The sequence below is a fragment of the Streptomyces sp. NPDC002580 genome, from assembly GCF_042889485.1.
In the GTDB taxonomy this organism is placed as follows: domain Bacteria; phylum Actinomycetota; class Actinomycetes; order Streptomycetales; family Streptomycetaceae; genus Streptomyces.
In genome coordinates this window covers 95,890-120,184 of record NZ_JBIAQZ010000012.1, presented here as the reverse complement: position 1 = coordinate 120,184, position 24,295 = coordinate 95,890, and the positions used below count along the sequence as shown (strand labels likewise).

Sequence of the window (24,295 nt, the reverse complement as noted above, 5' to 3'; positions counted from 1 at the left end):
CTGACGGTTCATCACTTCTGACGACTCACGTGTCTTACGACTTAGATCACGGCGTGAGTTAACTGGGGCCCCGGCAACCCGTCAAGAGTTCACGTCAGAACCGGTACACACCCGAGTCACTGTCGGATCAGGGCAGTTGTTCCTTCAGTCTCTGAACGCGCAACCCCTTGACGGGAGCCCGAAGCCGTCATTTACTCACGCCTCGCACGCCCCCACCCCCCACCTCAGGAAGGGCGGCGCTCCATGAGGAGATCCATCGGAAGATCCACCGGAAGATCCACCCGGGCGGTCCGGCTGATCGTCGCCGGGCTGCTCACCACCGCGGGATTCACGGCGGCGGCCCCCGCGCACGCGGCGGGCGAACAGGTCACCGCCTATCTGACGACGACGGACGACAGCGGCGGACGGCACGTCGTCCGGGGGCTCCAGGCCCAGGCCCCGTTCGCCTTCCAGTCGGGCAGCGGCGGCAGCGGCAGCGGCGAGAACATCACCGTCGACGAGAACACCCGCTACCAGACCTTCACCGGAGGCGGTGCCTCCTTCACCGACACCGCGGCCTGGCTGATGAACAGCAGCGGCGCGCTGTCCCAGGGCACGCGCGACGCGACGATGCGCAAGCTGTTCTCACCGACGGACGGCATCGGGCTGTCGTTCCTGCGCAATCCGATGGGCGCCTCGGACCTCGCGCGCTTCGGCTACACGTACGACGACGTGCCCGCCGGGCAGAGCGACCCGAACCTGGCCCGGTTCTCCATCGCGCACGACCTGGCCGACGTGGTCCCGCTGACCAGGCAGGCGCTCCAGCTCAACCCCGCCCTGACGGTGATGGCCTCGCCGTGGACGGCACCGGCCTGGATGAAGGACAGCGGGTCCCTGAACGGCGGCTGGCTGAAGTCGGAGGACTACGGCGCCTACGCCTCGTACTTCGTGAAGTACCTCCAGGCGTACCGGGATCAGGGCGTACCCGTCTCGTACGTCACCGCGCAGAACGAGCCGACCTGCTGCTCGGGCTATCCGTCGATGAGCTGGAACGCCTCGGGGCTCGCCTACTTCACCAAGAGCGAGCTGCTGCCGAAGCTCCAGCAGGCCGGGCTGTCCACCAAGGTGCTCGCCCACGACTGGAACTGGGACGTGTACGACTCCTACGCCGCCCAGACCGTCGACGACGCGGCCGTCAGGTCCCACCCGAACTTCGGCGGGATCGCCTGGCACGGCTACGGCGGCGACGTCGCGAAACAGACGAGCACGCACAACCGGTACCCGGGCCTCGACGCCTTCGGGACCGAGCACTCCGGCGGCACCTGGATCGCCGACCAGCAGCGCGAGGACATGCTGAACATCGTCGACTACACCCGCAACTGGGCGAGGTCGGTGACCAAGTGGTCGCTCGCGGTCGACCAGAACATGGGCCCGCACAACGGCGGTTGCGGCACCTGCACCGGGCTCGTCACCGTGCACAACGGGGACGGCGCGAGCGGGACCGTCGACTACACGGTCGAGTACTACACGATGGGGCACCTGACGAAGTTCGTCCGGCCCGGGGCGCAGCGGATCGCCTCCACGGCGTCCTCGGCCGTCCCGAACGTCGCCTGGCGCAACCCTGACGGCTCGAAGGCGCTGATCGCCTACAACGACGGCTCGGCCGCGAAGTCGGTCACCCTCAACTGGGGATCGCAGCATGCCACTTACTCGCTCCCCGGCAGGACGTCGGCGACGTTCACCTGGTCGGGGACGCAGTCGGGTGGCGGCGCGCAGTCGGGGTCGTTCGTCGGCCTGGCCGGCAAGTGCCTGGACGTGGCGGGCGGTTCGAGCGCCAACGGCACGGCGGTACAGCTCTACGACTGCAACGGCTCGGCCGCGCAGTCCTGGACCGTGCAGGCCGACGGATCGGTGCGCTCGCTCGGGAAGTGCCTCGACGTCACGTCGGGGGCGACGGCCGACGGCGCGAAGACGCAGCTGTACGACTGCAACGGAACCGCCGCGCAACGGTGGTCGTACAACTCCGCCACCGGTGATGTGGTGAACACGGCCGCCGCCAAGTGCCTGGACGTCACGGACAATTCGTCGGCGAACGGGGCTCGCGCGCAGATCTGGTCCTGCACGGGGGCCGCGAACCAGAAATGGCACATGCGGTAGGGCGGGCCGTGTCCCGCCCTCGGCAGGGGCTGGAGCCCGGCCAGGTCTGGGCCGACGACCGGGCGATGAGCCTCGGCGAGTTCGAGGAGCTCGCCGAGGACTCCTGCCGAGACGTCGTCACGCCGCGGGTTCCACTCCGGCCCGCAGCAGTCCGTAGGTGTACGCGTCCTCCAGTGCCTGCCAGGAAGCGGCGATGACGTTCTCCGCCACGCCGACCGTGGACCACTCCCCCGTGCCGTCGGAGGTGGAGATGAGGACGCGGGTGGTGGAGGACGTGCCGTGCTTGCCCTCCAGGATGCGGACCTTGTAGTCGACCAGTTCCAGGTTGGCGAGCTGGGGATAGATCTGCTCCAGGCCGACCCGCAGGGCACGGTCCAGCGCGTTGACCGGGCCGTTGCCCTCGGCGGTGGCGACGATGCGCTCGCCCTTGGCGAAGAGCTTGACCGTGGCCTCGTTGGCGTGGCTGCCGTCGGGGCGGTCCTCGACGATGGCCCGCCAGGACTCGACCTCGAAGTACGTACGGGCCCGGCCCTCCGCCTCGGCGCGCAGCAGGAGTTCGAAGCTCGCGTCGGCCGCCTCGTACGTGTAGCCCTTGAGTTCGCGCTCCTTGACCCGCTCGACGACCCGGCCGACCAGTTCGCGGTCGTCGCTGATGTCGACGCCCAGTTCCTTGCCCTTGAGCTCGATCGAGGCCCGGCCCGCCATGTCGGAGACCAGCATCCGCATGGTGTTGCCGACCTGCTCGGGGTCGATGTGCTGGTACAGGTCCGGGTCGACCTTGATCGCCGAGGCGTGCAGGCCCGCCTTGTGGGCGAACGCCGAAACCCCCACGTAGGGCTGATGGGTGGAGGGCGTCAGGTTGACGACCTCCGCGATGGCGTGCGAGATCCTCGTCATCTCGCGCAGAGCGCCCTCGGGGAGCACCTTCTTGCCGTACTTCAGTTCCAGGGCGGCGACGACGGGGAACAGGTTCGAGTTGCCGACCCGCTCGCCGTAACCGTTGGCGGTGCACTGGACGTGGGTGGCTCCCGCGTCGACGGCCGCCAGGGTGTTGGCGACCGCGCAGCCCGTGTCGTCCTGGGCGTGGATGCCGAGCCGGGCGCCGGTGTCCGCGAGGACCGTGGCGACCACGGCCTGGATCTGCGCCGGGAGCATGCCACCGTTGGTGTCGCACAGGACCACGACGTCGGCGCCGGCCTCGTGCGCGGCCCGCACCACGGACTTGGCGTACTCGGGATTCGCGCGGTAGCCGTCGAAGAAGTGCTCGCAGTCGACGAAGACGCGGCGGCCCTGGGAGCGCAGGTGGGAGACGGTGTCGCGGACCATCTCCAGGTTCTCGTCGAGCGTGGTGCGCAGCGCGAGCTCGACGTGCCGGTCGTGGGACTTGGCGACCAGGGTGACGACCGGGGCGCCCGAGTCCAGGAGCGCCTTGACCTGGGGGTCCTCCGAGGCCTTGCCGCCCGCCCGGCGGGTCGCCCCGAAGGCCACGAGCTGGGCGTGCTTGAAGTCGATCTCTCGCTGGGCACGGGCGAAGAACTCGGTGTCGCGAGGGTTGGCGCCGGGCCATCCGCCCTCGATGAAGCCGACCCCGAAGTCGTCCAGGTGCCGCGTGATGGTCAGCTTGTCCGCCACGGTGAGGTTGATGCCCTCGCGCTGCGCGCCGTCGCGCAGGGTCGTGTCGAAGACGTGGAACGCATCGTCGAGCTCACTGGTTTCCGTCATGGTCTCAAGGCTCCTGTATTGAACTCGGTCTACCGGAATGACCGGCTCCGCCGTCCCCAATGATCCCGCGCGCGCCGCACTCCCGGCTGAAGGTGGGCCAGAAATGCGAAAAACCCCTCGCGGGTGCGAGAGGTCTGCGCGCGGGTCGAGACGACGGTGTCCGCCCGTACCTGGTCGTACGTGGCGGTCACTGCGGACCGGCGCGCCTGCTGCCAATAATCATGGCGAACGAGAGCACGAGGGCAGTCTGGCACATACCGCCCCCGTGATCACGGGGTGTCTCAGGATGCGAGCACTGGGCTACATGACGGGCGCGGACACGGTCAGCGCCGGCGGAGAGCCGGACGAGCCGGGCAGGGTCCCCGGTGTCCACGCGGCGGGTCGCGCCCGCGACGCGGTTCTCGGTACGGATCTGGACCGCGGCGCGCTGATCGCCGCGCACCAGCAGCCCGTACGCGACCTTCCGGCCGTCGGCGGGGAGCGAGGCGCCGGTGATCATGCCCGCGGGCGGCAGCGGCGAGATCCGTTCGTCGGCGCCGGTGGCCAGGTCGCGGACGTAGAGCACGCGCGCGTACTCGTCGCCGTGCCGGTTGCCGATCGTGTAGGCCAGGTGACGGCCGTCGGCGCTGACCGTGGCGCCGTACTACGCGCCCGCGAGCCGGCCTCCCCCGGAGTCCGTGCCGACCCGCGCGATCCCGGCCGGCCCGGCGTGGGCGGTCCCGGCCGAGACGGCGTGGGCGGGCGCGCAGGTGAGGGTGACGGCGGCGGCCGGGGCGACGGCGCCCCACGACGGCGATCTCATCCCGTTCCCCCCGCCGAGCGGTGTCGGCCCCCGGTCCCGCACCGGCGGCGCACCTGGATGCGACCGCACCGCGCGCCCCGGGTCGATGCGACCGTTCACGTACGACCGCGAGGGCCGATCGACCGTCCGCGAACGCCGGTCAGCCCAGTGTCTCGTCCAGGAACTCCCTTACGTGGGAAAGGACCTGCTCGCGGCCGGTGCCTCGCAGGCCGATCGCCACATGGATGGAGAAGCCGTCGAGCAGCGCGCGCAGCCGGGCCCCGAAGCGGTCCGGGTCCAGGGCGCGGAACTCGCCGCGCGAGACCCCCTCGGCGAGCAGCGCGACGAGGTCCCGGTGCCAGGCGCCCTCGATGGCCACCTGCCGTTCGCGTGCCTCGTCGTCCGCGTTCTGCGAGCGGTTCCAGACCTCCAGCCAGAGCGTCCAGTGCGGGTCCCGGTGGCCGTCGGGGACGTACAGGTCGACGAAGGCGTCGAGGCGCTCGCGGGCGGTCCCGCGCGCGGCGAGCAGCCTGCCGCGTTCGGCGCCGAGGCGCCCCTCGCTCCACTCCAGGGTGCGCAGCAGCAGCTCGTCCTTGGAGCGGAAGTAGTAGAGGAGGTGGCCGCTGCTCATGCCGACCTCACGGCCGAGGGCCGCCATGGTGAGCTTCTCCAGACCGCGCTCGGCGATCATCTCCATGGCGACGGCGAGGACCTCCTCGCGCGGTGGCGCGTTCTTCCGCGCACCGGCCATCCCTGACTCCCGTTCTCAGACCCTCGGCTGCTGCTGGGTTATGCAGTGGATGCCACCGCCGCCCGCGAAGATCGTACGTGCGTCCACCAGGGTCACGGTCCGCTCGGGGAAGAGCCGGCGGAAGATGTCGGCCGCGGTCTCGTCGCGCGGGTCGTCGAAACCGCACAGGACGACGCCGTCGTTGCAGAGGTAGTGGTTGATGTAGGAGTAGTCGGCCCAGTGGCCGTCGGCCTCCAGGACGGTCGGGGCGGGGACCTCGACGACCTCGATGGCGCGGCCGCGCGCGTCGGTCTGGGCCCTGAGCAGCCCGACGATCTCCCGGCTCACCTCGTGGTCGGGGTGCGCGGGGTCCGGCTGGGAGTGGGCGACGATCACGCCGGGCCGGGCGAAGGCGGCGACGATGTCGACGTGGCCGAGGGTGCCGAAGCCGTGCGGGGGGTAGTCGCCGGTCAGGCCGCGCGGCAGCCAGATCGCCTTCTCGGTGCCGAGTTGGGCGTGGATCTCCGCCTCGACCTGCTCACGGGTCCAGCCGGGGTTGCGCTCCGGGCCGAGCTGCACGGTCTCGGTGAGCAGCACGGTGCCCTCGCCGTCGACGTGGATCGCGCCGCCCTCGTTGACCAGCCGGGAGGCGTACGTCCTCGCGCCCGCCAGGCCCGCGACCTCGGCGCCGATCGTGGAGTCGTGCTCCCAGCGAGCCCAGTCCTGCGCGCCCCAGCCGTTGAACGTCCAGTCCACGGCGGCCAGTTCGCCCTGACCGTTGGTGAGGAAGGTGGGGCCTGTGTCGCGCATCCAGGCGTCGTCGAGTTCCCGCTCGACGAGGTCGACGCCGGGGCCGAGGAGTTCGGCGGCCGACGCGGACCGACCGGGGCCGCACACGACGGTGACCGGCTCGAAGCGGCGGACGGCGCGGGCCACCGCGGCCCAGGCCGTACGGGCCGCGGCGAGGTCGTCCGGGTCCTCGAAGGTGGGGTTGGGGCCCGGCCACGCCATCCAGGTGCGCTCGTGCGGGGTCCACTCGGCGGGCATGCGGAAGCCGTCGGCGGCAGCAGACATGGGTGATCCTTAGAGGTTCTGGCGACTACGGGACGGGTCGATCACGGGCTGGGGGCGATCACAGGAAGTACAGGCGGTTGAGGGAGACCGAGTCGGCGGGATCGGAGCGCAACGGGGCGCCGTCGAGGGTGACCAGGCCGGTGCGCCCGTCCACGTCGACCGCTCCGGTACGGGAGTTGAGGCGCAGGTCTGCGGGGCCGATGCCGCGGGTTCCGCGAACGGCCACGCGCCGTCGGCGGGTCGGCATGGTGTCGTTGCCCTGGTCGAGCGCCGCCTGGGCCACGAAGGCGACCGAGATCTCGGCGGGGGTCGCGCCGTGCGCGCCGAACTGCGGTCCGAGGACGAGGGGTTCGCAGGTGTCGGTGGCGGCGTTGGGGTCGCCGACGACTCCGTAGGCCGGGAAGCCCGCCTTCAGGACGAGCTGCGGTTTGGCGCCGAAGTACTCGGGGCGCCACAGCACGATGTCGGCGAGCTTGCCCACCTCGATGGAGCCGACCTCGTGCGAAAGGCCGTGCGCGATGGCCGGGTTGATGGTCAGTTTGGCCATGTAGCGCAGGACGCGTTCGTTGTCGTGGTCCTCCGGGGCGCCGAACTGGGCCTTCATCTTGCCGGCCATGGCGAAGGTGCGGCGCACGGTCTCGCCGGCCCGGCCCATGCCCTGGGCGTCGGAGGAGGTGATGCCGATGGCGCCCAGGTCGTGCAGGACGTCCTCGGCGCCCATGGTCCCGGCGCGGATGCGGTCGCGGGCCATGGCGGCGTCGCCGGGCAGGTCGGTCTTCAGGTCGTGGACGGAGACGATCATGCCGTAGTGCTCGGCGACGGCGTCCCGGCCGAAGGGCAGGGTCGGGTTGGTGGACGAGCCGATGACGTTCGGGACGCCCGCCATCTTCAGCACGTTGGGGACGTGGCCGCCGCCGCAGCCCTCGATGTGGAAGGCGTGGATGGTGCGTCCTTCGAGCACCCGGAGGGTGTCCTCGACCGACAGGCACTCGTTCAAGCCGTCGCTGTGCAGGGCCACTTGGACGTCGTGCTCCTCGGCGACGCGCAGGGCCGTGTCCAGGGCCCTGGTGTGGGCGCCCATGTCCTCGTGGACCTTGAAGCCGCTCGCACCGCCCTCGGCGAGCGCCTCGACCAGCGGGGCGCCGTCGGAGGACGAACCCCGGCCCAGGAACCCGATGTTGACCGGCCAGGCGTCGAAGGCGCCGAACGCGTGACGCAGTGCCCAGGGCGAGTTGACGCCGACGCCCCACACCGGCCCGAACTCCTGGCCGATGATCGTGGTGACGCCGGAGGCGAGCGAGGCCTCCATGATGCGCGGCGACAGCAGGTGGACGTGGGTGTCGACGGCTCCGGCGGTGGCGATGAGCCCCTCGCCGGAGACGATGGACGTGCCGGTGCCGACCACGACGTCGACGCCGTCGAGGGTGTCGGAGTTGCCGGCCCGGCCGATGGCGTGGATGCGGCCCTCGCGGATGCCGATGGACACCTTGCGGACGCCCTGGACGGCGTCGATCACCACCACGTTGCTGACGACGACGTCGCAGGTGTCCCGGACCGCGGCGGCCTTGAGGTGCAGTCCGTCGCGGGCGGTCTTGCCGAATCCGGCGAGGAACTCGTCGCCGGGCCGCTGGGAGTCGGACTCGACGCGGACGGTCAGCCCGGAGTCGCCGAGCCGGACCCGGTCGCCGGCCCGGGGGCCGTGGGTGGCGGCGTACTCGTGCGGGGTGAGGCGGCGGGGCTCCGCGGGGTGGCCTCCGGGGCGGCTCATCGGCCGGCCTCCTTGTCACGGGTGTCCGGTACGCCGAGATATCCGCAGGCGGCGGCCCTGCGCAGGGCCTCCTCCTTGGCTCCGGGCGCGTCCAGCGGCCCGTCGACCAGACCGGCGAAGCCGATCGCGATCCGCTCCCCGCCGATCGCCACGAATCCGACCTCGGCGCTCTCGCCGGGGCCGAAGCGGACGGAGGACCCCGCGGGCACGGCGAGCCGCATCCCGTAGACGGCGGCCCGGTCGAAGTCGAGCCGCGGGTTGGCCTCGAAGAAGTGGAAGTGGGAGGTGACGGAGACGGGGACGGTGGCGGTGTTGGTGACCGTCAGCCGCAGGACCGGCGCGGGCTCGGTGTGCGCGGACCCCGGCAGGAGCGCGCCGGGGGCCTGGTCGCCGAGTCCGCCGCCGATGGGGTCGGAGACGACCGCGAGCCGGGAGCCGTCGTCGAAGACGGCCTCGACGTGCACCTCGGTGACGATGTCCGCGACGCCGGGCAGCACGTCGTCCGGGCCGAGGACGGACCGGGCGGCCTCGACGGCCTCGGCCAGCCGTCCGCCGTCGCGGGCCGTCTCGCAGACGGTGTCCGCGATCAGGGCGGTGGCCTCGGGCACGTTGAGCCGCAGTCCGCGCGCCCTGCGGGCCCGGGCCAGCTCCGCGGCCGAGAACAGCAGCAGTCGGTCACGTTCGGTGGGGGTCAGTCTCACGCCACGACACCTCCTCGCCTTCCTCCATTTAGAGCACCACTCTAAACGTCAGATCCATGGAAGGGAATCATTGACGGGTGAGCACCGGAGGCGTCACATTGAACGTCGCTCTAACTCTTGGTGCTCATCGCACCACGCCAGGCGGCCGTCAAAGGAGACCAGCCATGCCGATCGAACAGCGCGGAGTCGACACCATCCCCGACGAGGAACGCACCAGCGGGCCGCGCGACCTCGTGTCGATCCTGCTCGGCTCCAACCTCTGTCTCGGGGTGATCGTCTTCGGCTGGCTGCCACCCTCGTTCGGACTCGACTGGTGGTCCTCCGTCAGCTCGATCGTGGCAGGCACGGTCGTCGGCACCGCGCTCACCGCGCCGCTGGCCCTGGTCTCGCTGCGGACCGGCACGAACCTCTCCACCTCCTCCGGCGCGCAGTTCGGCGTACGGGGACGGCTGGTCGGCTCGGTCGTCGGCCTGCTCCTCGCCCTCGGCTACACCGCGCTGACCGTGTGGATCGGCGGCGACGTGATGGTGGGTGTCCTCGGCCGCCTGTTCGGTCTGGAGGCGAGCGGTCCGGCGTACGCCGTGGTGTACACCGTGCTGGCCGCCGCCACCGTCGCGGGCGCCGTCTACGGCTACCGCGTCCTGCTCGCGATGTCCCGCGCCCTCGTGTTCGGCATGTCGGCCCTGCTGGTGGCCGGCGTGATCGCGTACGCCCCGCACTTCACCACCGCGGCGCTCCCGGAGGCCGGCGGCTATCTGCTCGGCTCGTTCTGGCCCACGTGGCTGCTCGCGGCGGTGGCGGCGGGCCTGTCGGGACCGATCGCGTTCATCACCCTGCTCGGCGACTACACGCGCTACATATCCCCCGAGCGCCACTCCTCCCGCACGGTCCTGCACGGCACCTGGCTGGGCCTGATCGCCGGTCTCCTGGTCCCCCAGCTCTTCGGCACCTTCACGGCGTACGGGGCCCGCGCGGCCCTCGACTACGCGGGCCCGCTGGTGTCCGCCTCCCCCGGCTGGTACCTGGTCCCGCTGCTGCTGGCCGCCTCGGCCGGCTCGGTGGGCAACGCCGGTCTGATGCTCTACTCCATGGGCCTCGACCTCGACGCGATCCTGCCCCGCGCCTCGCGCGCCCGCGCCACCTGCGCGGTCGCCGTCGTCGCCATGCTCTGCGTGTTCGTCGGCCACTACGCCTGGAACGCCCAGTCCGCGATGACGTCCTTCGTGCTGCTGCTGACCGCGATCGGCACCCCGTGGGCCGTCATCACCCTGATCGGCTTCGTGCGCTGCCGCGGGGTCTACGACCCGGACGCCCTCCAGGTCTTCAACCGCCGCTCCCGCGGCGGCGTCTACTGGTACCGGGCCGGCTGGAACGTCCGGGCGACGGTCTCCTGGGCCCTGGGCGCCGTCGTCGGCCTGCTGGCCGTGTCACTGCCCTCGTACGAGGGACCGCTGCTGTCCCTGACCGGCGGGGTGGACTGCAGCTTCCTCCTGTCCGGCCTGGTCGGCGGCCTCGCCCACCTGGCGCTCACGGCGAAGCAGGCGTCACCCCGCGTCAAGACCGGGCAGGAGCCGGCTCGCGCCGAAAGCCGGCTTTAGACCGCCGAACCAGGTGGCGCGCTCGTCGTACTCGGCGAAGAAGGGGCGCACCAGCTCCGGGTCGCGGGCCTGGACGAGGTGCTCCAGAGCAGCGGCGCGGCGGCCGCGGCGAGCAGGCCGAGGACCGTGGGGCTCTGCGGACGGCGCGGGGTGCGCGGGGTGCGCAGCAGCCGGCCCGGCCGTGCCAGCGGCGACCTCGCGCTCGACTGCGCGCTCCCTCCGTGGCCGTGCGGGCGCACCGCAGGACACGCTCCCCCGTGGACTGTGGGGAACACCCCTGCCGCCCGGGCCCTGCGCGTCGCACGAACAGCCGGTCCCCGCGACCCTGTCGGGACACGGGGACCGGAGTGAGCCGCGGGGGTCAGCCCAGCGGGTGCATCCAGCCGTGCTGGTCCTCGCTGATGCCGCGCTGGATGTCGAGCAGGGCCTCGCGGAGCCGGAGGGTGACCTTGCCGGGCTCGCCGCCGGACTGCTTCCACTCGGTACCGGCGCGCTTGACCGTGCCGACGGGGGTGATGACGGCGGCGGTGCCGCAGGCGAAGACCTCGGTCAGGGTGCCGTTCTCGGCGTCCGTCTGCCACTGGTCGATGGAGACGCGGCCCTCCTCGGCGGTGTAGCCGAGGTCCCGGGCGACGGTCAGCAGGGAGTCACGGGTGACGCCCTCCAGGATGGAGCCGGTGAGGGAGGGGGTGACGATCCGGTCGCCGTACACGAAGTACAGGTTCATGCCGCCGAGTTCCTCGATCCACTTGTGCTCGACCGCGTCGAGGTAGCAGACCTGGTCGCAGCCCTTGGCCGCGGCCTCCTTCTGGGCGAGGAGCGAGGCGGCGTAGTTGCCGCCCGTCTTCGCGTCGCCCATGCCGCCGGGAACGGCGCGGACGCGGTCCTCGGAGAGCCAGATCGACACCGGCTTCACGCCACCCGCGAAGTAGGCGCCGGCGGGCGAGGCGATGACGAGGAAGAGGTACTCGTTGGCGGGCTTCACACCCAGGCCGACCTCGGTCGCGATCATGAAGGGGCGCAGGTACAGGGACTCCTCGCCACCGTGCGCCGGAACCCAGTCGCGGTCCTGCCGGACCAGCGCGTCACAGGCCGCGACGAAGGTCTCCACCGGGAGCTCCGGCATGCCGAGACGGCGGGCGGAGGCCTGGAAGCGCTTGGCGTTCTTGTCGGGCCGGAAGGTGGCGACGGTGCCGTCGGGCTGCCGGTAGGCCTTGAGCCCCTCGAAGATCTCCTGCGCGTAGTGCAGGGTCATGTTCGCCGGGTCGAGGGAGAGCGGTCCGTAGGGAACGAGCTGGCCGTCGTGCCAGCCGCGGCCCTCCGTCCACTTGATGGTCACCATGTGATCGGTGAAGTGGCGGCCGAACCCGGGGTTGACCAGGATCGCCTCGCGCTCGGCGGCGGAGAGCGGGCTGGCGGAGGGCTTGAGTTCGATCGTGGGCTGCGTCATGAGTGGTTTTGTCCTTCACCGGTTGTGTGTGACGGGCCGCGCTCACGCCCGCACCGCCAGTGGCCAGTGATAGGACGTCCGAGCATTCCCTCATTCCGCGGCTCCACGTTCGATTATCGCGCGCGGAGGACCGTGGACGAAACGGTGTCAATACGGCCCGGGGGAACTGCCCAGGGACTGATGGTGGCACCCGGCGAGGGCATAGCAAAGCCGCCGGGTGCGGATGCGACCCGGCGGCTGCTACGGAACGTAGGCGGTGCGGCGGGTCAGCCGGCTACTCGCAGGGCCAGCGCGTCGCCGATTTCCTCGGTGCTGCGGGCGGGCCTGCCGACCCGCTCGGCGAGATCCGCGGCGACCGCGTCCTCGATGCGGGCGGCCTCGGCCTCGTAGCCGAGGTGACGCAGCATGAGGGCGACGGACAGGACGGTGGCGCTGGGGTCGGCCTTGCCCTGGCCCGCGATGTCGGGCGCCGAGCCGTGCACGGGCTCGAACATCGAGGGGAACTCGCCGGTGGGGTTGATGTTGCCGGAGGCGGCGACACCGATGCCGCCGGAGACGGCCGCGGCGAGGTCGGTGATGATGTCGCCGAAGAGGTTGTCGGTGACGATCACGTCGAAGCGCGCGGGGTCCGTGACGAGGTAGATCGTCGCGGCGTCCACGTGGATGTAGTCGGTGGTGACCTCGGGGAACTCCTCGGCCACCTTGTTGAAGACGTTCGTCCACAGGTGGCCCGCGAAGGTCAGCACGTTGTTCTTGTGGACCAGCGTCAGCTTCTTGCGCGGGCGGGCCTGCGCACGGGCGAAGGCGTCACGCACGACCCGCTCGACACCGAACGCCGTGTTGACGGAGACCTCGGTGGCGACCTCGTGCGGGGTGCCCTTGCGGATGGTGCCGCCGTTGCCGGTGTACGGCCCCTCGGTCCCTTCGCGGACCACGACGAAGTCGATCTCGGGCTGACCCGCGAGCGGGGTCTCGACACCCGGGAGGAGCTTCGAGGGACGCAGGTTGACGTGGTGGTCGAAGGCGAAGCGGAGCTTGAGCAGGAAGCCGCGCTCCAGCACGCCGGACGGGACCGAGGGGTCGCCGATCGCGCCGAGCAGGATGGCGTCGTGCGGCTTCAGGGCGGCGAGGTCGGCGTCGGTGAGGGTCTCACCGGTGGCGTGGTAGCGCCGGGCGCCGAAGTCGAACTCCTCGGTCTCCAGCTTCACGTCCTGCGGAAGGACGGCGGAGAGGACTTTGAGTCCCTGGGCCACGACTTCCTGGCCGATGCCGTCACCGGGGATCACTGCGAGATCGATGCTGCGAGACATGACGGCACCGTACTCCGTTGTCCCATGGGATGACACGCGATGTCCGCCATACGGACAGGGTGGTGGCGTGGCGCGCCTATCCTTCGCCCTGTGTTCACCCGTATGTACGACGGCCGTTGGTGCGGGCTGGGAACTTCCCAGACATGACCGCTCCCTCCAGGGGGACTCCCCCCGGGCTCCCCGTCCCCGACGTGGGCATCCCCCGCGAGCTCGCCCGCGACCTGAGCATGGCCGAGCAGTACGAGTACCTGCGGACGAAGCTCACCCGGCGCCGCGCGCTCGTGGCCGCGAGCGCGTTCGCGGGCGGCGGGATGCTGGCCGGCTGCGCCTCGGGCACGACGGCCCCCGCACGGACGACGGCGGGCTCCTCACCCCGGCCGGCCACCAGCCGGGTGCCCGGCTCCGCCGTCACTCCGTTCGGCCGCCACCTCGCCTTCGGCACGGACCCGAAGACCCGGATGCGGATCTCCTGGCAGGTGCCGTCCGCCGTCAGGAAGCCGTACGTCCGGGTGGGCCTGACGCCCTGGTCCCTGAGCCGCAGGATCGAGGCCGAGGTCCGCGACCTGCACACACCGGGACTCGCCGGACAGCGGATGGCGATGGACCAGTACTACCTGCACGCGGCGCTCGACCGGCTGCGCCCCGGGACGACGTACTACTACGGCGTCGGCCACGAGGGCTTCGACCCGGCGTCCAAGGAGCGGCACTCCACGATCGGCCATTTCCGTACGGCGCCCGCACACCCGGAGAAGTTCGTGTTCACCGCCTTCGGCGACCAGGGCGTCACGCCCGACGCTCTCGCCAACGACAAGGTGCTCCTCGCCCGCCGCCCGGCCTTCCATCTGCACGCGGGCGACATCTGCTACGCGGACGGGACCGGGCACGGCGAGGAGTCGGACATCTACGACCCCGGCGCCTGGGACCTGTTCCTCAAGCAGACCGAGACGGTCGCGAAGTCGGTGCCGTGGATGGTGACGACCGGCAACCACGACATGGAGGCGTGGTACTCGCCGAACGGCTACGGCGGCCAGTCCGCGCGCTGGTCGCTGCCGGACAACGGCTTCGACGCGGGGAAGGCCCCGGGCGTCTACTCGTTCACCTACGGCAACGTCGGAATCGTCGCGCTGGACGCCAACGACGTGTCGTACGAGATCCCGGCCAACAAGGGCTACTCGGGCGGCAGGCAGACCGCCTGGCTCGACAGGCGGCTCGGGGAGCTGCGCGGGCAGGTCGACTTCGTCGTCGTCTTCTTCCACCACTGCGCCTACTCGACGTCGACGCACGCCTCCGACGGCGGGGTGCGCGACGCCTGGGGGCCGCTGTTCGCCAAGCACCAGGTGGACCTGGTGATCAACGGACACAACCACGTGTACGAGCGCACCGACGCCATCAGGGGCGGCGCGGTGGGCAGGCAGGTGCCGGTGGGCGCCTCGACCGACCCGACCCGGGACGGGATCGTGTACGTCACGGCGGGCGGGGCCGGCAAGAGCCTCTACCGGTTCCCCAGCGGGGTGAAGGACAGCTTCGAGGGGAAGGTCACCCACCGCGAGTCCGTCGAGACCTTCCACTGGACGAAGTCGCAACGGCAGAAGGCGGACACGGTGGAGTGGTCACGGGTGCGGTACACCGGCTTCTCCTTCCTCTCGGTCGAGGCGGAGACGGGTCCCGCACCGCGGCTCATGGTGTCGGCGCTGGCCCAGAGCGGCGAGCGCATCGACCACTTCGAGGTGCGGCGCGGAACCTGAACACCGGGGAACGGCAGGCGGCCGGCACGTCGAGGCGCGGCGCGGGGCGTGACCCCGCGCCGCACCCCGCGGGCGCGGCTCCCGTCTGTCGGGGCGGCGGGCCTCAGTGGCCCGTCTCGCCGCCGTTGTCCCTGCGGTCGAGGGCACGCTGGAGCGCAGCGGCGGCGTTCTTGCGGTCGGACTCGCTGCTCGTACGGGAGAGGTGACGGACTCGGCGGACGGTCGTCTCGGCCATGATGAATCGACTCCTTGCCTCCGGCGGCCACGCGGGCGACCGGAAGTGCGGTGGGGATTTACGAGACGCCGGAAGGGGCGGGGAGCGGTGCCGCAGGGGTTGCCTGCCAAGGGCTCCGGCTCACGACCGCCATTCGCTTGGTCGAGCGAGACGTTCGGCTCCTACCAAGCTAGGCGAGGACCGGGCATCTGTCTCCACAATTACTCGGACTTCCTACTATCTGAGACGGCGGATCGCGTCACACCGCTCCGACCTGCGACGACGCTCCGCGGCCCGCTCGCACTCCGGGCCCTTCCGGGTCAGAGCACGTCACCGTCCCGCCAGTCGAAGACCAGCTCGTACGCCGGGTCGAGGGGCCCCGCCGCCACCCCGGGGCGGACGAACGTGATGCCCTCCTCCTCGGGGAGACGGACCACACCGCCCGGGGCGTGGACGCAGACGCGGCCCGGCCAGAGCCGCCAGCCCCGGGCCGCGTACAGGGCGGCCCCGTCCTCGCTCGCGGAGAGCGCGCCGAGACCGTAGGCGCTCTCGATGAGGCGTTCCAGCTCGGCCATCACCCGCCCGCCCAGCCCGGTGCGCCGCACGTCCGCGCGGACGCCGACCGCCTCCACGTAGCCGACGCGCAACGAGCGACCGCGGTGCAGGACACGTCGCTGGATCACCGAGCCGTGTGCCGCGAGACCCCGCCCGTCATGGATCAGGACGTGCATGCCGCCGAGGCCGTGATCCCAGTCCTCGTCCCGGAAGTCACCGTCGAAGGCGTCCTCCAACAGGGTGCGGGCGGCGCGGAGTTCGGCGTGGGTGAGGTCCGCCGTGTGGGCGGTCCGCAGTCGGGTGGCCATCCGGCCAGTATTCACACGCACGCCGGGAATCCCACCCCTCCCGCCCCGCCGCCCCGCCGGCCCGCGACGAAAGGGGTCCCGGTCATCCCCCCCGGGTCTAACCTTTAAAAGCACCTTGACCAGTTAGATGCTACCGTGCTGAACTGTTCCCACCACCGAAACAGCTTTCAGGGGTTAGGGGATCCGATCATGAGCAGCAGCCCGATCCACCACAGCCGGCAGGTCCACCACCGCACCACCACCGTCGGCGGTCACCGGATCGCCTACCGCGAGGCGGGCCCCGCGGACGCACCCGTCCTGCTCCTCCTGCACGGCTTCCCGAGCAGCTCGCACATGTTCCGGGACCTGCTGCCGCCGCTGGCCGACCGCTACCGCCTCATCGCCCCCGACCACCTCGGCTTCGGCCGCTCGGACGCGCCGGCGGCCGGTGACTTCCCGTACTCCTTCGACCGGCTGGCCGGGATCACCGAGGAGTTCACCGAGCGGCTCGGCCTCAAGGAGTACGCGCTCTACATCCAGGACTACGGCGCCCCGATCGGCCTGCGCCTCGCGCTCGCCCACCCCGAGCGGGTGACGGCGATCATCACGCAGAACGGCAACGCGTACGAGGAGGGGCTCGGCGCGGACGCCTGGGCGCCGGTGCTGGCGCTGATCGCCGAGCGCACACCCGAGACGGAGGCGCCGGTCCGGGCGATCAGCGGCCCGGACGGCATCCGGTGGCAGTACCTGACCGGCGTGGCGGACCCGACGCTGGTCAGCCCGGACGCCTACGAGCACGACACCGCCCTGATGGCCCGCCCCGGCCAGCCGGAGATCCAGCTCGACCTGATCTCCGACTACGGCTCCAACTTCGCGCTCTACCCGGCGTTCCAGGAGTACTTCCGCACCAGCCGGGTCCCGCTGCTCGCGGTCTGGGGCGGCGGCGACGAGATCTTCGTCCCCGAGGGCGCGCTCGCCTTCCGCCGCGACCTCCCGGACGCCGAGATCCATCTGCTCCCCACGGGCCACTTCGCCCTGGAGACGCACGCGGGCCAGGTGGCCGCGCTGATCGGGGACTTCCTCGGCCGGCACGTGTGAGACGCGGGGCGCCCCACGGCGGGGCGCCGCGGAACCGTGGAACTGGAACCGCCCCCGCTCCACGGACGGGGGAGACCGTGAGGCGGGGGCGGAGTGGGTGACGGGCGGCCGGCCCCGGGGGGGGGGCGGCCGCCGCGTTCGGCTGTCAGCCCATGTGCGGGTAGCCGTACTCGGTCGGCGGGACCAGCGTCTCCTTGATGGCGCGGGTCAGCGTCCAGCGCATCAGGTTCTGCGGGGCGCCGGCCTTGTCGTTGGTGCCGGAGGCACGGCCGCCGCCGAAGGGCTGCTGGCCGACGACGGCGCCGGTCGACTTGTCGTTGATGTAGAAGTTGCCCGCCGCGTAGCGGAGCTTCTCCATCGTGTACGCGGCCGCCGCGCGGTCGCCGGAGATGACCGCGCCGGTGAGCGCGTAGTCGGACGCCGACTCCATCTGGGTCAGCATCTCGTCGTACTGGTCGTCCTCGTAGACGTGCACGGCGAGGAAGGGGCCGAAGTACTCGGTCTTGAAGACCTCGTTCTCCGGGTCCGAGCACGCGACGACGGTCGGGCGCACGAAGTAGCCGACGGAGTCGTCGTACGAGCCGCCCGCGACGATCGTGCAGGCCGGGTCGGACTTCGCGCGGTCGATGGCCGCCTTGTTCTTGGCGAACGACCGCTCGTCGATGACCGCGCCGATGAAGTTCGACAGGTCGGTGACGTCACCCATGGTCAGACCGTCGACCTCGGCCGCGAACTCCTCCTTGAAGCCGGAGTTCCAGATGGAGGCCGGGACGTAGGCACGGGAGGACGCGGAGCACTTCTGGCCCTGGTACTCGAAGGAGCCCCGGGTCAGGGCGGTCTTGAGGATCGCGCGGTCGGCCGACGGGTGGGCGACCACGAAGTCCTTGCCGCCGGTCTCGCCGACCAGACGCGGGTAGGCGCGGTACTTCTCGATGTTGTTGCCGACCGTCTTCCACAGGTACTGGAAGGTCTTGGTCGAGCCGGTGAAATGGATGCCGGCGAGGTCGCGGTGCTCCAGGGCGACCTTGGAGACCTCGATGCCGTCACCGGTGACGAGGTTGATGACGCCCTTGGGCAGGCCCGCCTCCTCCAGGAGCTCCATCAGCAGCACGGCGGCGTGGGTCTGCGTCGGGGACGGCTTCCACACGACGACGTTGCCCATGAGCGCCGGAGCGGTGGGCAGGTTGCCCGCGATCGCCGTGAAGTTGAAGGGCGTGATCGCGTAGACGAAGCCCTCCAGCGGGCGGTGGTCCATGCGGTTCCACACGCCCGGGGAGTTCGCCGGCGGCTGCTCGGCGAGGATCTGGCGGGCGTAGTGGACGTTGAAGCGCCAGAAGTCGACGAGCTCGCAGGGGGTGTCGATCTCGGCCTGCTGGGCGGTCTTCGACTGGCCGAGCATGGTGGAGGCGGCCAGCGTCTCGCGCCAGGGGCCGGCCAGCAGCTCGGCGGCGCGCAGGATGATCGCGGCGCGGTCGTCGAAGGCCATCGCGCGCCAGGCGGGGGCGGCGGCGAGGGCCGCGTCCACGGCGTCCTGGGCGTCCGCCTGGGTGGCGTTGGCGTAGGTGCCGAGGCGCGCCTTGTGGTTGTGCGGCTGTACGACGTCGAAACGGTCGCCGCCGCCCATCCGCTTCTCGCCGCCGATGGTCATCGGCAGGTCGATCGGGTTCTCGGCCAGCTCCTTGAGCTTCGCCTCCAGGCGGGCGCGCTCGGGCGAGCCGGGGGCGTAGCCGTGCACCGGCTCGTTGACGGGGGTGGGGACCTGGGTCACGGCGTCCATGAGCTACCTCTTCCGAGTGAATCCCTGACTTCAGCCGGGAAAACCGAAGCCATATACGTATGTTTGGTGGCGGTCAGGGCTTGACCTTCATGAGCTCGCCGCGGCGTGCGAGTGAGAAGCCCCCACAGGGGCGGAGTCACGTTTTCCGTAACTCCTTTTCGGAAAACAGGTCGGCTCAGCCGACCGATGGGCGGTAGCTGCCGTTGTCCAGGATTCACCCGGATGCCGACAGCTGCCGCTCGCCTTCACATCAGCCCTTGGTCAAGATCGAGCGGGCGAAGAAGAGCAGGTTGGCCGGCTTCTCCGCGAGGCGCCGCATGAAGTAGCCGTACCAGTCGGTGCCGTACGCGGTGTAGACGCGCATGCGGTGGCCCTCGGCGGCGAGCCGCAGGTGCTCGTCGCTGCGGATGCCGTAGAGCATCTGGAACTCGTACTCGTCCAGTTTGCGCCCGGCCGTGCGGGCGAGCTCCTGGGCGATGGAGATGAGGCGCGGGTCGTGGGACCCGATCATCGGGTACCCCTCGCCCTCCATGAGGATCTTGAGGATGCGGACGTACGCCTTGTCGGTCTCGGCCTTCTGCTGGTACGCGACCTCGGCGGGCTCCTTGTAGGCGCCCTTCACCAGACGCACGCGGCTGCCGCTCCCGGCGAGGCGGCGGGCGTCGGCCTCGGTGCGGAACAGGTAGGCCTGGATCACGCAGCCGGTCTGCGGGAAGTCCTTCCGCAGCTCCTCGTGGATGGCGAACATCGAGTCGAGGGTGGTGTGGTCCTCGGCGTCCAGCGTGACGGTGGTGCCGATGGCCGCGGCGGCCTCGACGACCGGGCGGACGTTGGCGAGGGCCAGCTCGTGGCCGCCCTCCAGCGCCTGGCCGAACATGGAGAGCTTGATCGACATCTCGGCGCGGGTGCCGAGGCCGAGCTCCTCGAGACGGCCGATCAGCTCCAGGTACGCGTCACGGGCGGCGTAGGACTGCTCGGGCGTCGTGATGTCCTCGCCGACGACGTCCATCGTGACCTCGAGGCCCTTGCCCGTGAGGTCCTCGATGATCGGGACGACCTGGTCGACGGTCTCACCGGGGATGAACCGGTCGACGACCGGCTTGGTCACCGGGGCCGCCGAGATCAGACGGCGCATCTTGTCGCTGCGCGAAGCGGCGAGAATCACGGGACCCAGCACGGGGCACCTCCAGAACAAAGCCAGCAGGAGGCCGAGTCCCGACGATTCGGGTACGGCACGGAGAACCACCGTGAAACCTAGGGATCTCTCCGATCGTGGGCCATCGACAGCTGTCACGCATCCCTGCCCCGGATCTCAGACATATGTATGAAGGGTCCGGGGAAGTGCGCGAGAATACCGGGGTGAGCGGTGAACACAGGGGCGACTACCAAGAGCTGGTCGACGAGATCTCGGCGCTCCTCGGCGTCCCCGCGACGCTGGAGAGCCGCGACTTCGAGCTGATCGCCTTCGGGGCGTACGACAGCGAGGGCGACCTCGACCCCTCCGCCCTCGACCCGGTGCGCACCCGCTCGATCCTGACCCGCCGTTCCACCACGACGGTCCGCACCTGGTTCGAGGGCTTCGGCATCACCCGCGCGACCGGGCCCGTCCGCATCCCGCCCACCCCGGAAGCGGGGGTCTACCGCGGCCGGATCTGTCTTCCGGTACGCCATCGGGGCGTCGTCCTCGGCTACGTCTGGCTGCTCGACGACGACCCGGGCCCCACCGACGCCCAGCTGGCCGGCGCCATGCAGGTGGCGTCCCGGATCGGCGCCCTGCTGGCGGACGAGGCGCAGGCCGGCGCGGACCTCACGCGTGAGCTGCGGGCCGTGCTGACCGCCGAACGCGGCTGGCAGCGCGACATGGCGGTGGCCGAGCTGCGCACCGCCCTCGGCCCGCGCGGCGACGGCCTGCACACGGTGGTGTGCGTGGCCCCGTGGCCCTCGGCCGACCCCGACGACGCCCCCTCCGCCCGTACGGTGCCGGGCGCGACCGCGCTGTGCACCCTCCCCTGGGGTGCCACCGGCCAGAGCCTCGCCCTGCTGGTCCGGCTGCGCTCACCGGACGTCCTGACGCCCGCGCTGACGGCCGCCACCCGGTTCGTACGGGAGGCTGCGGGCGTCCGCGAGGGGGCCGGGACCGAGGGATCCGGGCGCCCTGTCGGTACGGCGGCGTCCCCGAAGGGCGGCACCACGGCGACCGCGTCTCCCGGCCTCGCCCCAGGAAGCCCTGCCGACGGAAGACAGACCGCCGGCTCCTCTCGCGGCGCCTCGACCGCCGCTCCCCCGGGCGGGACGGCGGCCGGGATCGCGGCGGCCCGGGCGGGGCTCGCGGAACTGGGGGCCGCCTGGCACGAGGCGACCGCCGCCGCGCGCGCCGCGCTGGCCGAACCCCGGCTCGGCCCGGTGGCCGAGTGGGGGGCCATCGGCCCCTTCCGGCTCCTCACCGCCCTGCCTCCGGAAACGGCCCATGATCCCGTGGTGCAGGCCCTGTTGACTCCCCCGCACCGGGAACTGGCCCGCACCGCCGAGGTGTTCCTCGACCGGGCGGGCCAGGCCGGCCGCACGGCGGCCGAGTTGGGCATCCATCGTCAGACGCTCTACTACCGGCTGTCCCGCGTGGAACAGCTCACCGGCCTCGACCTGGACGACGGCGAGGACCGGCTGCTGCTGCACATGGCCCTGAAGGGGGCGCGGCTCTGAGGTTCCGCGGACCATCGGGTTCGGGCCGGCCCGATGGGCTCGCGTCGGGCCCCGGCAGCTCGCCGATCGCCGTCACACCCCCGGTGATCGCCCGCTCCCTCGATTCCCCGAAGCCGAGCACCGGCCGGGGCGGCGCGGCCGTGTGGTCGCCGTGATCCTGTTCGTCCAGCCCGCGGGGCGGCGGGCCGGTGCGGCGACCGGGGCGAGGTCCCTCCAGATGCGGCGAACCGACGGTTGATCAGCTCTCCGACTTCGCCACCCCTTCGATCACCCGACGCAGCCCCTCGGTGAGATCGTCGGCACCGGTCGCCGACTCCGGGTCGAAGAGCCACTGCACGCTGAGCCCGTTGAGCAGGACCTGGTAGAAGCCGCCGAGCGAGCGCAGCGTGGCGTCGTCCACGTCGTCCTCCGATCCGCCCATGAGCAGGGGGATGATGCCCCGGCGGCCCTCGTCGGACGCCTTCACGAGGTGCTCGCGGACCGTAGGCAGCCGGTCGGAGTTGGTGATCACCTCGAAGGTGAGCAACCAGATGGGGCGCTCCTCGACGAAGGACCTGGTGATGTTCTGCCAGGCCTCCCGGAAGCGTTCCAGGGAGCCGGGGACGCCAGCGGAGTCGGCCGTCGCGAACGCGCCGAACGTGTCGCCCGCGGCGGAGATGAGATCGACGTAGGCCGCGGCGAGCAGGGCGTCCTTGGACCCGTAGTGGTAGCCGATGGACGCCAGGTTCGTCCCCGACTCCTTGACGATGTCGCGCGCCGTGGTGCGCACGAAGCCCTTCTCCAGCAGGCAGCGCTTGGCGCCTTCGAGCAGATCCTCACGGTGTCCCATGCCCGTCAGCGTACCCGCGATTCAGACAACCGTCCCATACGAGCGTCAAGTACGAATGTATTAGACGCTCGTTCTAGACAAGCGTTTAATACGTGCGTACAGTCCCTGTCATGACGAACCCGACGAGCACGACTCCCGCCTCCGGCGCCCTGGCCGGTCGCCGCGAATGGACCGCCCTCGGCGTCCTGATGCTTCCGCTGCTCCTGGTCTCCATGGACGTCTCGGTCCTCTACTTCGCGATCCCGTCGATCAGCGCGGACCTGGAGCCGAGCGGCACCCAGCAGCTGTGGATCTTCGACATCTACGCGTTCGTGCTCGCCGGCCTGCTGATGACGATGGGCTCGCTCGGCGACCGCGTCGGGCGCCGCAAGCTGCTCCTGTTCGGCGCCGCCGCGTTCGGCACCGCCTCGGTACTCGCCGCGTACGCGAACAGCGCCGAGATGCTGATCGCCGCCCGCGCGGTCCTCGGCATCGGCGGCGCGACCCTGATGCCGTCGACGATGGCGATCATCCGCACGATGTTCACGGACCCCGGCCAGCGCGCCAAGGCCATCGGCGTCTGGTCCGGCGTCATGACCGGCGGCATCGCGCTCGGTTCGGTGATGAGCGGAGTCCTCGTCGAGTACTTCTGGTGGGGCTCCGTCTTCCTGGTCAACCTGCCCGCGATGGTGCTGCTGCTGGTCCTCGGCCCGTTCCTGCTCCCCGAGTCCAGGAACCCGGAGCCCGGCCGCTTCGACCTGCTCAGCGTGCCGCTGTCGATGGCCGCCGTCCTGCCCGTGATCTACGGCGTCAAGGAGATCCCGTCCGAGGGCTGGAGGACCGAGTACGTCGTCTCGGTCCTCGTCGGCCTGGTCTTCGCCGCCCTGTTCGTCCACCGTCAGCGCACCGCGAAGTCCCCGCTGATCTCCCCCGCCCTGTTCCGCGGCCACGGCTTCGCGCCCGCCGTCGTCCTCAACCTGATCGCCTCCTTCGGCATGCTGGGCTCGGCGTACTTCACCACCCAGTACCTCCAGTCGGTGCTCGGCAAGAGCTCCATGGCGGCCGCCCTGTGGGCCCTGCTCCCCACCGTCCTGGTCGGCGTGGCCGCGCCGGTCTCCGCGCAGCTCGTGCAGAAGGGCGTCCACCGCGCCCACGTCGTCTCCGGCGGCTTCGTCGTCGCCGCCTGCGGCTACGGACTGCTGACCCTCGCCGGCACCGACTCCCTGTGGATCGTGCTGGCCGGCGCGGGTGTCCTCGCCTCCGGGATCGTCACCGTGATGTCGCAGATGATGGACCTGGCGCTCGGCACCGTGCCCGTCGGCAACGCGGGCTCCGCCTCCTCCCTGCTGGAGACCGGTGCCGAGTTCGGCGGCGCGCTGGGCATGGCCGTCCTCGGCTCCATCGGCACGGCGGTCTACCGCCACGACATCCCGGCCGGCGTCCCGGCCGCGGCCCACGAGACGCTGGGCGGCGCGCTGGCCGTGGCCGGACAGCTGCCCGGCGACGCCGGACAGGCACTGGCCGACGCGGCACGGGAGGCCTTCACCCACGGCATGCAGGCAGCGGCCGTCGCCGGCGCGGTCCTGCTGCTGGGCGCCGCCGCCCTCGCCACGGCGAGCCTGCGCAACGTGGCGGTGCGCGAGGAGGGAGACCTCCCCTGCGCCGGGACCGTCGAGCCGCTCGAGGCGACGGCGTCCGAGCGGGGAGCCTGACACCCGCCCGAACCGTCCACCGGGCGAACGACGGCCACGAACACCCGCCCGCCGCCGGGCGGACCACGCCCTGAAACGCCCCCGCCGGGCGGACCGGAGAACCCCGGTCCGCCCGGCACCGGCATGACG

General features: G+C 71.3%; 20 protein-coding genes. 6 read left to right on the top strand and 14 right to left on the bottom strand.

Translation table 11 applies throughout. The annotated features are described in order from the left end of the window. Positions 1-243 precede the first annotated feature (243 nt). On the top strand, positions 244-2,136 hold the full coding sequence (locus ACFYW7_RS32030; protein ID WP_389508794.1) for a ricin-type beta-trefoil lectin domain protein: 1,893 nt from the start codon (positions 244-246) through the stop codon (positions 2,134-2,136). 117 nt (positions 2,137-2,253) lie between these two features. Here the strand turns inward: ACFYW7_RS32030 and cimA are convergent, their stop codons facing one another. The 7 genes from cimA to ureA all read right to left on the bottom strand — a co-directional run bounded on the left by cimA (position 2,254) and on the right by ureA (position 8,912). Beyond that, complete coding sequence (cimA, locus tag ACFYW7_RS32025; RefSeq protein ID WP_389508792.1) at positions 2,254-3,858, bottom strand: citramalate synthase; 1,605 nt, start codon at positions 3,856-3,858, stop codon at positions 2,254-2,256. A 187-nt stretch (positions 3,859-4,045) separates the two neighbouring features. Beyond that, entirely contained in the window at positions 4,046-4,423 is a 378-nt protein-coding gene (locus ACFYW7_RS32020) for a hypothetical protein (RefSeq protein ID WP_389508790.1), read from the bottom strand. Between the two features lie 78 nt (positions 4,424-4,501). After that, entirely contained in the window at positions 4,502-4,660 is a 159-nt protein-coding gene (locus ACFYW7_RS32015) for a hypothetical protein (RefSeq protein ID WP_389508788.1), read from the bottom strand. 139 nt (positions 4,661-4,799) lie between these two features. Next, positions 4,800-5,390: a TetR/AcrR family transcriptional regulator gene (locus ACFYW7_RS32010; RefSeq protein WP_389508786.1), complete on the bottom strand. Its 591-nt coding sequence runs from the start codon at positions 5,388-5,390 to the stop codon at positions 4,800-4,802. Positions 5,391-5,405: 15 nt separating this feature from the next. After that, complete coding sequence (locus ACFYW7_RS32005) at positions 5,406-6,443, bottom strand: agmatine/peptidylarginine deiminase (protein ID WP_389508784.1); 1,038 nt, start codon at positions 6,441-6,443, stop codon at positions 5,406-5,408. Between the two features lie 58 nt (positions 6,444-6,501). Beyond that, complete coding sequence (locus tag ACFYW7_RS32000; protein ID WP_389508782.1) at positions 6,502-8,211, bottom strand: urease subunit alpha; 1,710 nt, start codon at positions 8,209-8,211, stop codon at positions 6,502-6,504. Continuing rightward, positions 8,208-8,912: an urease subunit gamma gene (gene ureA / locus ACFYW7_RS31995; protein WP_389508780.1), complete on the bottom strand. Its 705-nt coding sequence runs from the start codon at positions 8,910-8,912 to the stop codon at positions 8,208-8,210. The genes ACFYW7_RS32000 and ureA overlap by 4 nt, the downstream gene beginning before the upstream one ends. Positions 8,913-9,076: 164 nt before the next feature. On the opposite strand from ureA, the gene ACFYW7_RS31990 reads away from it, so the two are divergent. Continuing rightward, positions 9,077-10,510 carry a cytosine permease gene (locus ACFYW7_RS31990; protein ID WP_389508778.1) on the top strand — a complete coding sequence of 478 codons (1,434 nt, stop codon included), beginning with the start codon at positions 9,077-9,079 and terminating at the stop codon, positions 10,508-10,510. A 361-nt stretch (positions 10,511-10,871) separates the two neighbouring features. On the opposite strand, the gene ACFYW7_RS31985 is transcribed toward ACFYW7_RS31990, so the two are convergent. Together ACFYW7_RS31985 and ACFYW7_RS31980 are read right to left on the bottom strand one after the other, a co-directional pair. Continuing rightward, a complete protein-coding gene (locus ACFYW7_RS31985) occupies positions 10,872-11,960 on the bottom strand; it encodes a branched-chain amino acid aminotransferase (protein ID WP_389508776.1) in 1,089 nt (362 codons plus the stop codon). Between the two features lie 266 nt (positions 11,961-12,226). Continuing rightward, positions 12,227-13,270 carry a 3-isopropylmalate dehydrogenase gene (locus ACFYW7_RS31980; RefSeq protein ID WP_389508774.1) on the bottom strand — a complete coding sequence of 348 codons (1,044 nt, stop codon included), beginning with the start codon at positions 13,268-13,270 and terminating at the stop codon, positions 12,227-12,229. 143 nt (positions 13,271-13,413) lie between these two features. On the opposite strand from ACFYW7_RS31980, the gene ACFYW7_RS31975 reads away from it, so the two are divergent. Beyond that, complete coding sequence (locus ACFYW7_RS31975; RefSeq protein WP_389508772.1) at positions 13,414-15,015, top strand: purple acid phosphatase family protein; 1,602 nt, start codon at positions 13,414-13,416, stop codon at positions 15,013-15,015. 103 nt (positions 15,016-15,118) lie between these two features. On the opposite strand, the gene ACFYW7_RS31970 is transcribed toward ACFYW7_RS31975, so the two are convergent. After that, on the bottom strand, positions 15,119-15,250 hold the full coding sequence (locus ACFYW7_RS31970; protein ID WP_355761576.1) for a hypothetical protein: 132 nt from the start codon (positions 15,248-15,250) through the stop codon (positions 15,119-15,121). Between the two features lie 299 nt (positions 15,251-15,549). Further along, the gene (locus ACFYW7_RS31965; protein WP_389508770.1) at positions 15,550-16,092 is read right to left on the bottom strand and encodes a GNAT family N-acetyltransferase; all 543 of its coding nucleotides are present in this window, start codon (positions 16,090-16,092) and stop codon (positions 15,550-15,552) included. A 189-nt stretch (positions 16,093-16,281) separates the two neighbouring features. Between ACFYW7_RS31965 and ACFYW7_RS31960 the strand changes: the two genes are divergently transcribed. Beyond that, positions 16,282-17,169, top strand: coding sequence for an alpha/beta fold hydrolase (locus ACFYW7_RS31960; RefSeq protein ID WP_389508768.1), 888 nt, complete (start codon positions 16,282-16,284; stop codon positions 17,167-17,169). 145 nt (positions 17,170-17,314) lie between these two features. Here ACFYW7_RS31960 and pruA read toward each other — a convergent pair whose 3' ends face one another. Together pruA and ACFYW7_RS31950 are read right to left on the bottom strand one after the other, a co-directional pair. Further along, entirely contained in the window at positions 17,315-18,946 is a 1,632-nt protein-coding gene (pruA, locus tag ACFYW7_RS31955) for an L-glutamate gamma-semialdehyde dehydrogenase (RefSeq protein WP_389508766.1), read from the bottom strand. Between the two features lie 250 nt (positions 18,947-19,196). Next, complete coding sequence (locus ACFYW7_RS31950) at positions 19,197-20,123, bottom strand: proline dehydrogenase family protein (protein WP_389508764.1); 927 nt, start codon at positions 20,121-20,123, stop codon at positions 19,197-19,199. A 143-nt stretch (positions 20,124-20,266) separates the two neighbouring features. Between ACFYW7_RS31950 and ACFYW7_RS31945 the strand changes: the two genes are divergently transcribed. Then, entirely contained in the window at positions 20,267-21,646 is a 1,380-nt protein-coding gene (locus tag ACFYW7_RS31945; RefSeq protein WP_389508762.1) for a PucR family transcriptional regulator, read from the top strand. A 238-nt stretch (positions 21,647-21,884) separates the two neighbouring features. Here ACFYW7_RS31945 and ACFYW7_RS31940 read toward each other — a convergent pair whose 3' ends face one another. Then, positions 21,885-22,475 carry a TetR/AcrR family transcriptional regulator gene (locus tag ACFYW7_RS31940; RefSeq protein WP_389508760.1) on the bottom strand — a complete coding sequence of 197 codons (591 nt, stop codon included), beginning with the start codon at positions 22,473-22,475 and terminating at the stop codon, positions 21,885-21,887. Positions 22,476-22,585: 110 nt separating this feature from the next. On the opposite strand from ACFYW7_RS31940, the gene ACFYW7_RS31935 reads away from it, so the two are divergent. After that, positions 22,586-24,166: an MFS transporter gene (locus ACFYW7_RS31935; RefSeq protein WP_389508758.1), complete on the top strand. Its 1,581-nt coding sequence runs from the start codon at positions 22,586-22,588 to the stop codon at positions 24,164-24,166. The last annotated feature ends 129 nt before the right edge of the window (positions 24,167-24,295 follow it).